This window comes from Aliivibrio sp. 1S175, assembly GCF_001690985.1.
Lineage (GTDB): Bacteria > Pseudomonadota > Gammaproteobacteria > Enterobacterales > Vibrionaceae > Aliivibrio.
In genome coordinates this window covers 73,608-87,094 of record NZ_MAJS01000090.1, presented here as the reverse complement: position 1 = coordinate 87,094, position 13,487 = coordinate 73,608, and the positions used below count along the sequence as shown (strand labels likewise).

Sequence of the window (13,487 nt, the reverse complement as noted above, 5' to 3'; positions counted from 1 at the left end):
ATGATGAATTTAGCTGAATTTGCTATAAGACAACGAACCTTCGTTATTTTCTTTACCGTGTTGTGTGTGATAGCGGGTGGGTTATCGTATTTTAAATTGGGTAAATTAGAAGACCCAAGCTTTACGGTAAAAAGTGCCGTGGTTGTCACGCTATATCCTGGCGCTTCTGCTGAAGAAGTTGAACAGCAAGTGACAGACAAAGTCGAAACCAAATTACAAGAAATGGGTTCGCTTTGGAAATTACGATCGCTATCTAAACCGGGTATGTCGATGGTGTTTATTGATTTGAAAGAATCGATTTCATCAAAGCAATTACCTCAAGAATGGGATTTATTACGCCGTAAAGTTTCGGATGTGAAGCTTGGTTTACCAGCCACAGCACAGATAAGTATTGTGCAAGATGAATTCTCTGAAGTGTACGGGATGCTTTTCTCTGTTTATGGAGAAGATACGTCACCTGCCGATTTACGTTTATACGCGAAAGAGTTACAACGTCGTTTAAAAACCGTCGATGGGATTAAAAAAATTGAGCTACATGGTGTTCAAAACCAAGTGGTGAATATTGATATTACCGATGAGCGTTTAGCGGCTTATGGTTTATCTACCGTTCAAGTATTGAACCAATTAAATAGCCAAAACATGGTGTTCGATGCAGGCAGTATGGCAGCAGGTCATGAACGTATTCGTATTGATCAAAGTAGCTCATTCCAATCGCTGCAAGATATTCAAAATTTCACCCTAAAAGGGGGGATAAGTGAGCTAGGTACAGGACTTATCCGATTACAAGATGTTGCAGATGTATCAATGGGTTATCAAACGCCTGCGTTATCTCTAAGTCGTTATAATGGCATTGATGCCGTGACGTTAGCGGTGAGCCCTGTGAGTGGTATTAACGTAGTGAGTTTAGGCTCTAGTATTGATGAAGTGATTGCTGAGTATCAATCAACATTGCCTGTTGGCGTTGAAATTGGGGTTGTTGCTTTTCAGCCCGATGAAGTACAAAAATCGATTGATAATTTCGTTTTAAACTTATTAGAAAGTGTGCTGATTGTTGTCGTTGTATTGTGGATCTTTATGGGATTCAAAAGTGCGACCATTGTTGGAACCAGCTTGCTCGTTACGATATTATTAACGCTTGTTTATATGTACCTAGCGAGTATTGATTTACAGCGAGTCTCATTAGGGACCTTCATTTTAGCTCTGGGTATGCTGGTTGATAACGCCATTGTTATTACCGATATGTACACCTCAAAAGTAAAAAGTGGCATTGAAAAAACCAAAGCCGCGACCGATTGTATTCACGAAACGGCATTGCCATTATTAGGGGCAACGTTCATTGCCATTATGGGTGCGAGCCCGGTGTTATTTTCTCAAACCGATGCGGCTGAGTTTGCCGGGTCTGTGTTTAAAATCATGTGTTCATCGTTGCTGCTTTCATGGCTTGTTGCAATGACCATTACGCCACTGATGTGTTGGTTATGGTTAAAACCAGAAGTGGGCAGTGAAGAGGTCGTGAAGCCAAGTCGTTTTAAAAAGGTGATAGGTTGGACAGTAGATAATCCTAAAAAAGCGTTGTCTGCGGTGGTTCCGTTGCTGTTAATGACGGCGGTGGTTATCCCTCAAATCTCGGTTAACTTTATGCCAAGTTCGGATCGTCCAGTTGTATTCCTTGATTATTGGTTGCCAAATGGCGCTAAAATTGAAGAAACCTCAAAAGACATGAAGCGTATAGAAGCGTGGTTATTAGAACAACCTGAAGTGGATTTAATCTCAACTTATGTGGGCGCAAGTGCTCCTCGATTCTCAGTGACGGTAGAGCCAGAACCGTTTGACCCAAGTTATGGTCAAATAGTGATTAATACGGCTGATTACGACGCAATTAAACCGTTAATTAAACGTGGTGATGCGTGGTTAGAGAGTGAATTTCCTCAAGCTGAACCAAGATTCCGTTCATTGAAACTGGCAACGAAAGATAAGTTCAGCATTGAAGCGCGGTTTACAGGGCCAGATCCAGATGTATTACGTGGATTGTCTCAAGAAGCTCAAGCGATTTTTAACGAGAACCCATACACCAAGTACGTGCGTGATGATTGGCGTCAAACCAGTAAAGTATTAGTACCCATCATTAACCAAGAACAGGCGCGTCGTGCGGGGATTAATCGTGCCGATATTGCAATGGCATTAAAACGCTCGTCAGATGGCATGATATTAGGAGCAATGCAGCAAGGTGATGAGTTAATTCCATTACTATTAAAAAGCCCTGAATCAAGTATGGCATCATTAGAAACCATCCCGGTAAAATCATTGTTAGGTATTCATTCTGTACCATTAGGCCAAGTTGTTGATGGATTTGAATTGAAAAATGAAGAAAGCATGATTTGGCGACGTGACCGTGTGCCATCAATTACGGCTCAAGCGGCGATTACAGATCAAACCGCAGCGAAAGTACGCTCACAAGTACTCGAAGAGATTGAAGCAATTCAACTGCCTTATGGTTACACATTGGAATGGGGTGGTGAATATTATGACGAACATCGTTCAATCATGGATACCTTCTCACAACTGCCAAAAGCATTGATCTTTATGGTGGTTATTTTGGTGGCTATGTTTAACGGCTTTAAGCAACCAGTGATTATTCTAACCACCGTGCCTTTGGCGGCGACGGGGGCAAGTTTAAGTTTACTGTTGTTTGATAAACCATTTGGTTACATGGCGTTAATTGGTGCAGTAGCGTTGTCTGGCATGATAGTGAAAAACGGCATTGTATTGATGGACCAAATTGAACTAGAACGTAAGCAGGGCAAGTTATTAGATGATGCGATTAAAGATGCAACGTTAAACAGAACCATGGCGATTTCATTAGGCGCATTAACCACCGCATTAGGCATGATCCCATTATTATCAGATAGATTATTTGACCAAATGGCAGCAACCATTATTGGTGGCCTTGCAGCAGCAACGTTCTTATCACTGCTAGCAATGCCTGCAATGTATAAATTGTTCTATAAAAATGATCGCTCAAATGCCGATATAAATGTCGAAATGACATCAATCAAAAACGAAATTAATATGAAGGATATCAACCATGAAAATGCATAAAGTATCGACAATAACGAAAGCATTTTTCTTGGCTGGTATATTGACAGGTTGTAGCATGACACCAGATTATACTCCGCCAGAAATGACCATGAGTGAAGCCTATACCCAGATTGAAGGCGTAAATGGCTCACAAACATTATCAAGTGATCTAGCGTGGTGGAAAGGGTTTAATGACCCAATATTAAACCAATTGGTTGCAGACGCGCAGCAGCAGAATATTCCGTTACGAATTGCTTCTGAGCGCATTAAAATGGCGCAGTCTTATCATGAAATGGTGTCGTCATTTAAAGTACCAACCGTCAGCCTTGGTGCTGGGTATGTCAATTATCAAATCAGTGAAAATGATCCTTTATTAGGCGCTGCGGTTTCCCCTATTGGAGTGCCTGCTGCGGCTCAGCCTCTTGTTGGTTCTAGCGTGACATTAATGGACCAACAACAAGATGGTTTTGGTGTTGGGGCTACCATCGCTTGGGAAATGGATTTATTTGGTCGTATTGATAGCCAAGCAGATGCCGCTGAAATAAGAAAAGAACAAGTCGAGATTTACCGTAGTGGGTTAAACACCTTGGTAACGGCGGATGTGATAAGTAACTATTTGCAATATCGCGGCGCAATAGAGCGTAAAGCGATTGCAATGGGAACGATTGAAGATCAAAAAAGCACGTTGAAACTGGTAAGAAAAGTGGTTGATAACGGTTATGGCTCAGAGCTTGATATCTCTCAGGCAAGCGCCATGCTGGCGGCGACAGAGGCGATTATTCCCCAACTAGATATTGCGGCGAATATTCACAAACAGCGATTGGCTATTTTGTTAGGGCAACCGACCCGTTCATTAAACCTAGGTGATGATTCGATTGAACAAGTCACTCCAGAATTAGCCGGTATTATCCCTACAGGGCTGCCGTCAGATTTATTGCAACGTCGCCCTGATGTTCGTATGGCAGAGCGAGAAATAGCGGCAATGAATGAAGAGTTAGGTGCCGCTATCGCAAGTCGTTATCCGAAAGTATTTTTAACCGGCACGCCAGGACTCGTTGCAGGAGATTTTGATGATTTGTTTAACAGTGACTCTTTTGGTTGGATGGCAAGTGCGGGCGTAAGTTGGACGGTATTTGATGGTGGTAGAGGCGCCGCAATGGTTGATATTCAAGAAGCGCGTCTTGAAACATCAGTGCTTACTTATCAACACGCAGTAAATGGCGCCTTTGCAGAAGTAGAAACACTGCTGTTTGCTTATGGTAATAGTCAGAAATACCAAGCAAGTATTACTCAAGCACAGCAACAAACAGAGACCGCGTTAAGCAAAGCCAACGCTTTATATAACGCAGGCTTGATTGATTATCTGTCGGTATTAGATGCACAACGACAACACAATATGATGAAAGACAGAGTCGTGGCCGCTAAGTTACAAACCGCGCAATCAGTGGTGGGGTTACATAAAGCTCTGGGTGGAGAGTGGGAGATCTAGCGTCATACAGTAAATGGCTTACACCGTGAACTTTCATTGATAGCTCACGGTGCGAGTTGCATCAAATCACCACGTTATTACGGCTATCAAAGTACCGTTTACGTACTCCTTTACGTTTTCTCAACATAAGAGAATGACACTATGTCCATTATTTCAATACTTAGGCAATGGCCTTTGATTATTTTATGCACTACATCTTTAATTGGTTGTGCTGCGCACGTCCCTTTTTCGGCCGTTCCAAATGAACAAAACGATCTGGTGTATCCGTTAGGAAAAGACAATTTACGTTATTGGGGAGACAGCAGTGATCTGTTTTTTGATGAAGTTTATTTATCTAATTTCCAACAAGAAAAAGACGACCATCATTACTTAGCGCTATCTGGTGGTGGTGCAAACGGAGCGTATGGCGCAGGTATTTTAACCGCATGGAGCGAGATGGGTGGAAGACCTGATTTTGATATCGTGACAGGGGTAAGTACTGGAGCATTAATTGCAGTTTTTGCGTATTTAGGTGAAGACTATGATGACGAACTCACTGAGTTTTATACCACAACTGAAACGGATGATATTTTTATTACAAAACGAATCCTTAATGTGTTGAGTGGAACGGCATTGTTAGACAGTTCACCATTGGAAAACACAATAAGAGAAACCGTCACAACAGAATTGCTTGATAAAGTGGCTGAATATAATGCCCAAGGTCGCTTATTATTGGTAGGCACAACCGATTTAGGCAGTCAGCGATTGTCAATTTGGAACATGGGGGAAATTGCGGCATTAAAATCTGACGAGAGCCAACGCTTATTTGAAGACATTATTTTAGCGTCAGCATCAATTCCTGGAGCGTTCCCAGCGGTGCGGATTAACGTTGAAGGAAAAGACGATACTTACCAAGAGCTTCATGTTGATGGTGGGGTTACAAGACAAGTTTTTTTAATCTCTGATTCTTTATCAGTAGTGAATAATCAAAATAAAAACCATCATATTTATGTGATAAGAAATGGGGAATTTGAGCCTAAGGTCGATGATCCAGAATTGAACTTGAATTACGTGGCTTCACGCTCATTGTCTACGTTAATTAAGTATCAAGGTCGAGGAGATGTCATGCGAATTTATAATTTAGCACAGCGATCAAACATTGATTTTTATTTTAGTCACATGGAAAGTGATATGGCATTGGCGGTAGAGCAAGACCCTGATCAGCCGTTTGATTCTACCTACATGCAGCACTTATATAAATATGGGTATGAACAAACTCTAATCGGTAATGTCTGGGATGATAAACCACCCCAATTTAATACCTTTTCGGTTGATCTTTAAGGCTTTGGCTTAATGAGATGCCTTGACGATGTGATGTTAAATTAGGTCATTTTAGGAGGAAGGATATTATCCACAATTTTTTCTATCCACTTAAATTTGGCCGAGTTCATGTGCTTGCTATTGTAGAACAAGCCTACTTTAATTTGGTTTCTTTTTTGTTCATCATCAATAGTCACATAAGAAAATTTGTGGTTATTTAATGTTTCTAACAAGCTTTTTGGGGCAATAAAAATACTGTCTCTGTGTTCGATGTAATTAAGCAGAGGGTTTACCGTTTGGCTACGGAAATTAGGATGTTTAGTCACTTCTTGAGTTGAGAACGTTTGTGCCAACATAGTATGTAGATTGAATTCAGGAACAATTAAGCCAACCAAATCGTAATTATAAATATCTTGTAATGGAATGTGCTGATGAGCTAAAGGGTGATCAACGCGACAGATCCCTATAAACGTTAGTAAGCCAATGGGTACTTGTCTAAGCTCTTTTGATATATCTAATGGGTAATAATTGATTGCAAAATCAAACTCCCCATTAATCAATTCGGCAGCGGTTTTTGGACTAAAATTATGTAATTCAATGTTTAGATTAGGTGCATCTTTGTTTATTGCTTCACAGATCTGATAACCATGAGTTTCAATAATAAACCCATTCATCGCAATCTTCATTTGCCCTGTTAATTGTTCTGGAGAAAAAGAATCTCCTTGCAGTGTGTGCTGCAGATCAGAGAAGATTTTAGGCAAACTTATCGCCAGTTCTTCAGCCTTTGGGCTAAGTTTTAATCCTCTCGATTGACGAATAAACAGTGGGTCATCAAATTCTTCACGTATTTTTGCTAAGGTACGGCTAACAGCGGGTTGGCTGGTATTTAATCGTTCTGCTGCTTTGTTTGTGTTTTTTTCTTGCAGCAGAACAAGTAATGTTTTCAGTATATTTAAATCCAGTTTTGAGATATCCATTGCTATTTTATTCCTCGCACAATACACATTCTTTTAACTTATATCATACAACTTTAAATATCAAATTTGTCATATCAGATATACAGTTTCGCCATTGGTTGCGTTGATGATTTTGGGTAACGTGAATTGTTTTTATTCATGGATACATACGTCTCAGGAAGAGTCATACGTTTTATTTATAGGTGATTTATGAAAATACATCCAACCAGTTTAGAATTTGATACTCTGCCGAGTGTTTATCCATTGCTTGATTCAATTATGTTTATGTGGTTTGTCGTTTTAGTTACTGTCGGCATACTCACGTGGGTAGTCGTTAAAGTTTGGCATATACATTCGCTTCCTAAGTATTTGGCAAAAGAAAAAGGATTAGCTCAAGCTAAATTGATTTTTTGGATGTGTATTTTAGGCCTTATATGGAAGCCATTATGGGTGCTGGCTGTGCTCGCAATTGTGACGGATTGGGATAAAGTTCAATCTTGGTTCAAAGGAGCGCAATCATGAAAGAGATTATGCTGCCTTACATCTTAATTGTGTGGTTATTGTTTAAATTTAAGGTACTTAAACCAACAAGTCGTAATTATTTCATTACTACTTTTGTTGGGGTGATATTGGCATTGGCTCTGTTTTTGGGTCATCGTTTTTATTCTCCAGCAGATTTAACCAATTCAACCACAGTAAAAGCCCCTCATGCTGTACTTTCTCCATCCGTTGGGCAGCATATTGATCAGATTTATATTGATCACAACCAACACGTAAAAAAAGGGGAAGTACTTTACCTTCTTAAAGATGACAAAATTACGTCTGCCATTATTGAGGTGGAATCTGCTCAGCTTGAGGTAGAAAAAAGCGTTGAAGCCAAACAAGTGGCATTACAACAAGCAGAGCGCAATCATAAACGTAATGTAGGTATGAAAGAACACGTATCGATTCGTGATACAGAAGAGTCCTTAGATTTGGTTGAAATGTTGATTGCAGATATTCATGTACTTGAAGCGAAGCAGCTTGGGTTAGAAGCGCAATTAACAAACCTAAATTTTGAATTAGACCGTTTAACGATTACCGCTCCTTTTGATGGCATGGTGACGCACATATTTATTGCTGATGGATCTCGCATTGGTTCACTTCATTTATGGGATACCAGTAAAAAGTTTGTTGAAATGCGCATTCCCGATCAAGCGTATAAAAACATTAAACCGGGACAATTTAGTGAATTTTTTGTAACGGCATACCCAGGTGAGATTTTTAGAGCAAAAGTACACAGTGTTGTGAATGCAACGGGTGAAGCTCAAGGCAGTTTGTTACCTCAAGAGCAATCGGTATCTAGCCATATTCAACGAGGTTCTGCACCTGTAGGCCGAACTGTTATTTTAGAAATAGACCAACATACGATGGATATGCTACCCATTGGGGCAACAGGTTCAGCGTGGATAAGTGCAAATAAACCATATTCATTATTAGGTTTTATTGATGTTATTGGCGGAGCAACCGTTCGTTTAACTGCGGCAAAGTCTTATTTACAAGCAATGTAAATGGATAGAGCTAAATAGGTGTGATAAAAGAATAATAACGGCAAGTGACCTTTTTCATCATGGCTGCTGTATATAGTTTACATACTTAAGTTAAGGGAGTTAACGATGATTAAAAACACAATGAGAATATTATTTGCAGGGATAAGTATGTTAGCGCTTAGTGGTTGTTTGGGAATGCCAAAGGGTGTTGAACCCGTATCAGGCTTTGAGCTAAACCGTTATTTAGGTAAATGGTATGAAGTGGCGCGGCTAAACCATTCTTTTGAAGAAGGGTTAAGCCAAGTCAGTGCCGAATACAGTGTTAATGAAGATGGAAGCGTTAAAGTCATTAACCGAGGCTATTCAAAAGAAGATCAAGAATGGAATGAAGCAGAAGGGAAAGCTAAGTTTATTGATGCAGAAGATAAAGGCTATCTTAAAGTCTCGTTTTTTGGGCCTTTCTACGGTTCATACGTGGTGTTTGAATTAGATAAAGAAAATTATCAATATGCGTTTGTATCAGGCCCTGATCTCGATTATTTATGGCTACTATCTCGAACAAAAGACGTTGACCAAGAAGTGATTGAGCGTTTTGTATCAACGGCTCAATCTCTAGGCTTTAAAACAAATGAACTGATCTTTGTTGAGCAATAATTGATTGTCGCGTTAGTTAATGGGGTTTGGTAAATCCAACTGATTAACTAGCGCGCTAATTTATGATGCGCTCGTGAAAAATGTCCCGCACAAAATGCACCCACAATAGATAATTCGCCAGCAAGACATAATGCTGCACATACTTCCGCTAATGCTTGAGATTTACCTGAACCGTGTAACCCCATGATTTCCAAACAGGCTTTTTGACTTGGTAATCCGGTACCACCGCCAACCGTTCCTAGCATTAGGTTTGGCAGTGTTACACTTGCGTACAATCCACCATCTCTATCCACTTCAATTCGTGTCATACCAATGGCCGATTCAGCAACACACGCGGCATCTTGCCCGCAAGCTATATAAAGAGCAGCAAGTGCATTGGCGTAATGAGCATTAATGCCAATCGTGCCACTGAGCGTTGCTCCAACCGTACTCATTTGAGTAAATTGCATCATTTTTTCTGGTGTAGTGTGCAGGTATTTCTTAACCAGTTCGGCGGGAATATGCACTTCTGCGGTTACCTTTTTACCGCGAACACTGCGGAGAGACTGGCTACTGGCTTTTTTGTCGCCTGATAAGTTGCCATCTAAATACGCATTTTCAGGCGTGATCGGGGAGTTGTCCATGATGAATTCAAAAATAGCGTTAGTCGCAATGGTCACCATGTTTTGACCAGAAGCGTCACCGGTTAAAAATTCAAACACTAAGTAAACGTGATTACCTTCAATACTGATATTAATGTCGCTGAGTTTACCGTGAGAAGTGGTCGCTTCAGCTAATTGTTTGAACGTATCGTATTGAGTGACGGCCCACGCCACAAATTGTCCAGCTTCGGCTAAGTTATAAAATGCAAATGCAGGAGTACGAGTTACGCCTTCATTTAATAACATAGCACTTGCACCGCCGCAGGCAGTGATTAGCTGTGAACCTCGGCTATAAGAAGCCACTAATGCTGCTTCTGTCGTCGCAAGGGGAACGAGGTAATCACCTTTGGCAAATAAACCATTCACACGTAAAGGGCTAGTCAGTCCAACAGGCACTTTGACTGTACCAATAAAGTACTCGATGTTTTTTTCGTAGGCTTGGCTTTGTGCTTGGGTATGAACATCAAGTAGTTCAGCTTGCAACGCAGGGTTTGCTAATTTGTCCCAACGACGGATAAGGTTTTTATCGGTTAAGTAAGGACTCGGTGTCAGTTTCTTGGTTGGTTTTTCAAAGTGAGGCGTGAGCAATTGCTCTAATTTATCTGCAGAGATATCACTCCCTAAGATTGATACATAGTCACGGCGGTGCAGATTCAATTTTGGCATAAAAAACGTATATAACAGAAAATGTTGGGGATGATTTTACTGGGTAATAAATCAGAAACAAGGGGTAGATATAAACGGTTACATTTTGCTTGTATGTGTGATGCTTTTTAGTGCTAAAAGGAGGCTGTAAATAAGGCCATTATATTTCACATTTATCGACAAGTTTTTTTGATTATCACGATAAATATTCATTATTGGACTACCTTTTAATAATGTTAGTTAATGCCGTCAACACTTCGTTAGATTACGATGTTTGTTGGGTTATGCCTCGATATTCCAACGAGGTATTTTCTGTTGATGGCCCTATTGTGTGAGGTCTCTAGATTTGGAACATTCGGTTAATTTGGAACGCATCCGTGCTGAGTATAATGTAAAGCATTGGAGCCAAGGTTTTTACGGTATTGATGATAATGGTGAAGTGTATGTTTCACCACGCAGTGAATCAGATCATCAAGTCCCACTAAGTCATATTGTGGATCAATTAGAGCAGCGAAATATTGGATTGCCTGCTTTGGTTCGTTTTCCTCAAATCGTACATCAGCGTGTGCATAATATTTGTAGTGCATTTAACCAAGCGATTGAAGAATACCAATATGAAAACCATTATCTTCTTGTTTACCCTATTAAAGTAAACCAACAAAAAGAAGTGGTTGATGAAATTCTTGCAAGTCAGGCACAATTAGAACAAAAGCAATTAGGCTTAGAAGCGGGCAGTAAGCCTGAATTATTAGCCGTATTAGCATTAGCTCAAAAAGCGAGTTCAGTGATTGTATGTAACGGTTATAAAGACCGTGAGTACGTACGCTTAGCGTTGATTGGTGAGAAACTTGGTCACAGTGTTTTTATCGTTCTAGAAAAATTATCAGAATTAGATTTAGTTCTATCTGAAGCCAAAGCATTAGGTGTAAAACCACGCCTTGGTTTGCGTATTCGTCTTGCTTCTCAAGGTGCAGGAAAATGGCAAGCAAGTGGTGGTGAAAAATCGAAATTTGGTCTGTCGGCCTCTCAAGTATTGACGGTAATTAATCGTCTAAAAGCAGAAGATCAGCTTGATATTTTAGAGTTGGTGCATTTCCATCTTGGCTCACAAATGGCAAACATTCGTGATGTTCGTAATGGCGTAAGTGAAGCAGCACGATTCTATTGTGAATTACGTGACATTGGTGCAGAGCTAAAATACCTCGATGTTGGTGGCGGTTTGGCGGTGGATTACGATGGTACTCGTAGTCAATCATCTAACTCTATGAACTACGGTTTGGCTGAGTATGCACGCAATATCGTGATGACCATTGGTGACATTTGTCAGCTTTACTCACAACCAATGCCAGTGATCATTTCTGAATCTGGACGTTCGCTAACCGCGCATCACGCGGTGTTAATTACCAACGTTATTGGTACAGAAAGTTACACGCCAGAAGCAATTGAAAAGCCTCATGGTGATGATCCTCTGTTATTACACAATATGTGGCGTAACCTAGAACAGCTAGAGAATGGCAGTGATGACCGTGCATTAATTGAGATCTATAATGATACTCAATGTGACGTAGCCGAAGCGCATAATCAGTTTGCAACAGGCATGATTAACCTTCAACACCGCGCATGGGCAGAGCAAATATCTTTACGTATTAACTACGAGTTAAGCGTAAAAATGAGCACAAAAAACCGTTACCATCGTCCTATTCTTGATGAATTGAGTGAGCGTTTAGCGGATAAATTCTTTGTGAATTTCTCTTTGTTCCAATCATTACCCGATGCATGGGGTATTGATCAGGTTTTCCCTGTGTTGCCATTAAGTGGTCTGGATAATGCCGATGAACATCGCGCCGTTGTACTGGATATTACGTGTGACTCTGACGGTATTATTGATCAATATGTAGATGGTCAAGGTATTGAAACCACGTTGCCAGTGCCAGCATGGAATCCTGATGAACCGTACTTAATGGGCTTCTTCTTAGTGGGTGCATACCAAGAGATCTTGGGTGATATGCATAACCTATTTGGTGATACCCACAGCGTGGTTGTGAATGTTGATGAAAACGGCGAAGCGAATATTGATTACATCAATGAAGGCGATACCGTTGAAGATATGATGCGTTATGTGCATATCGATGTAGATTTGATCCGCCAAAACTACAAAGACATGGTAACAGCGAAAGTGGCAAAAGAAGAACAACAAAGCGTGCTTGAAGAGTTAGAGCAAGGCTTGATGGGTTACACCTATTTGGAAGATTTTTAATGAACGATTTATTTACTAAAAAAGATTATTCATTGTACTCAAATGCAATGACATTTATGCGTCGTCCATTGGTGCAAAATCCTATTGATAACGATGCTGATATTGTTGTATTAGGTGCGCCATTAGACATGGCAACCTCTGGTCGTCCGGGGGCGCGTTTAGGGCCTGATGCCATTCGTCGTGCATCGGTAAATCTAGCGTGGGAAGGCAAAAAATTCCCATGGGACTTTAACGTTTTTGATCATACTAAAGTGATTGATGCCGGTGATTTAGTATTTGATACTGGCGATGCTGAAGACTTTACTGTACGCCTTGAAGCTGCGGCTGATGCAATTCTGGATAGCGGAAAAATAGTACTAGGTTTAGGTGGTGATCACTTTATTACTCTGCCATTACTTCGTTCTTACGCGAAAAAATACGGTGAAATGGCATTGATTCATTTTGATGCACATACTGATACTTACAGTCATGGTAGCCGTTACGATCACGGTACTATGTTCTACCATGCTCCGAATGAAGGTTTGATTTCGCCTGAGCATTCAGTGCAAATTGGTATTCGTACAGAGTATGACCAAAAAGATCATGGCTTTAATGTGATCAATGCGATGCAAGCGAATGACATGAGTGTTGATGCAATTATCGAACAAGTAAAAGGTATTGTTGGCGACAAGCCAGTCTACCTAACCTTTGATATTGATTGTCTTGATCCTGCGTTTGCTCCGGGTACAGGAACCCCTGTGTGTGGTGGCTTGAACTCAGATAAGATCTTAAAAATCATCCGTGGTTTGCAAGGTATCAACATGGTTGGTATGGATGTGGTAGAAGTATCACCTGCGTATGACCAAAGTGATATCACAGCATTAGCAGGCGCGACGATAGCTCTTGAATTATTATATGTTTGGACGGCGAATCGTCTAAACAAATAAGAATTATAAGCTT

General features: G+C 40.5%; 10 protein-coding genes. 8 read left to right on the top strand and 2 right to left on the bottom strand.

All coding sequences use genetic code 11. The annotated features are described in order from the left end of the window. The first annotated feature begins 3 nt into the window (after positions 1-3). From A6E06_RS18835 to A6E06_RS18825, 3 genes are all read left to right on the top strand, one after another. Positions 4-3,099, top strand: coding sequence for an efflux RND transporter permease subunit (locus A6E06_RS18835; RefSeq protein WP_065592777.1), 3,096 nt, complete (start codon positions 4-6; stop codon positions 3,097-3,099). After that, positions 3,086-4,567 (top strand): efflux transporter outer membrane subunit, encoded by a 1,482-nt coding sequence (locus A6E06_RS18830; protein WP_083190374.1) that lies wholly within the window; start codon positions 3,086-3,088, stop codon positions 4,565-4,567. The genes A6E06_RS18835 and A6E06_RS18830 overlap by 14 nt, the downstream gene beginning before the upstream one ends. A 141-nt stretch (positions 4,568-4,708) precedes the next feature. Beyond that, a complete protein-coding gene (locus tag A6E06_RS18825) occupies positions 4,709-5,887 on the top strand; it encodes a patatin-like phospholipase family protein (RefSeq protein ID WP_065592778.1) in 1,179 nt (392 codons plus the stop codon). 41 nt (positions 5,888-5,928) lie between these two features. On the opposite strand, the gene A6E06_RS18820 is transcribed toward A6E06_RS18825, so the two are convergent. Next, entirely contained in the window at positions 5,929-6,843 is a 915-nt protein-coding gene (locus tag A6E06_RS18820; protein ID WP_065592779.1) for a LysR family transcriptional regulator, read from the bottom strand. 189 nt (positions 6,844-7,032) lie between these two features. Here A6E06_RS18820 and A6E06_RS18815 point away from each other — a divergent pair, with 189 nt between their 5' ends. The 3 genes from A6E06_RS18815 (at position 7,033) to A6E06_RS18805 (ending at position 9,005) form a co-directional block, all read left to right on the top strand. Next, on the top strand, positions 7,033-7,344 hold the full coding sequence (locus tag A6E06_RS18815) for an Mg2+ and Co2+ transporter (RefSeq protein ID WP_065592780.1): 312 nt from the start codon (positions 7,033-7,035) through the stop codon (positions 7,342-7,344). Further along, positions 7,341-8,372, top strand: a complete 1,032-nt coding sequence (locus A6E06_RS18810; protein WP_065592781.1) for an HlyD family secretion protein — start codon at positions 7,341-7,343, stop codon at positions 8,370-8,372. Before A6E06_RS18815 ends, A6E06_RS18810 begins: the two co-directional genes overlap by 4 nt. A 120-nt stretch (positions 8,373-8,492) precedes the next feature. Beyond that, positions 8,493-9,005 (top strand): lipocalin family protein, encoded by a 513-nt coding sequence (locus A6E06_RS18805; RefSeq protein WP_176713304.1) that lies wholly within the window; start codon positions 8,493-8,495, stop codon positions 9,003-9,005. Between the two features lie 47 nt (positions 9,006-9,052). Here the strand turns inward: A6E06_RS18805 and A6E06_RS18800 are convergent, their stop codons facing one another. Next, a complete protein-coding gene (locus tag A6E06_RS18800) occupies positions 9,053-10,312 on the bottom strand; it encodes a hydroxymethylglutaryl-CoA reductase (RefSeq protein ID WP_065592783.1) in 1,260 nt (419 codons plus the stop codon). Between the two features lie 343 nt (positions 10,313-10,655). On the opposite strand from A6E06_RS18800, the gene speA reads away from it, so the two are divergent. Continuing rightward, on the top strand, positions 10,656-12,548 hold the full coding sequence (gene speA, locus A6E06_RS18795; RefSeq protein ID WP_176703493.1) for an arginine decarboxylase: 1,893 nt from the start codon (positions 10,656-10,658) through the stop codon (positions 12,546-12,548). Then, positions 12,548-13,474, top strand: coding sequence for an agmatinase (gene speB / locus A6E06_RS18790; RefSeq protein WP_065592785.1), 927 nt, complete (start codon positions 12,548-12,550; stop codon positions 13,472-13,474). Before speA ends, speB begins: the two co-directional genes overlap by 1 nt. The last annotated feature ends 13 nt before the right edge of the window (positions 13,475-13,487 follow it).

Excerpts from the sequence above, each read along its gene's own strand:
- A6E06_RS18825 (WP_065592778.1), top strand. The coding sequence starts at position 4,709 with ATGTCCATTATTTCAATACTTAGGCAATGGCCTTTGATTATTTTATGC.
- A6E06_RS18820 (WP_065592779.1), bottom strand. The coding sequence starts at position 6,843 with ATGGATATCTCAAAACTGGATTTAAATATACTGAAAACATTACTTGTT.
- A6E06_RS18830 (WP_083190374.1), top strand. The coding sequence starts at position 3,086 with ATGAAAATGCATAAAGTATCGACAATAACGAAAGCATTTTTCTTGGCT.
- A6E06_RS18805 (WP_176713304.1), top strand. The coding sequence starts at position 8,493 with ATGAGAATATTATTTGCAGGGATAAGTATGTTAGCGCTTAGTGGTTGT.
- A6E06_RS18835 (WP_065592777.1), top strand. The coding sequence starts at position 4 with ATGAATTTAGCTGAATTTGCTATAAGACAACGAACCTTCGTTATTTTC.
- A6E06_RS18800 (WP_065592783.1), bottom strand. The coding sequence starts at position 10,312 with ATGCCAAAATTGAATCTGCACCGCCGTGACTATGTATCAATCTTAGGG.
- A6E06_RS18815 (WP_065592780.1), top strand. The coding sequence starts at position 7,033 with ATGAAAATACATCCAACCAGTTTAGAATTTGATACTCTGCCGAGTGTT.
- speB (WP_065592785.1), top strand. The coding sequence starts at position 12,548 with ATGAACGATTTATTTACTAAAAAAGATTATTCATTGTACTCAAATGCA.
- A6E06_RS18810 (WP_065592781.1), top strand. The coding sequence starts at position 7,341 with ATGAAAGAGATTATGCTGCCTTACATCTTAATTGTGTGGTTATTGTTT.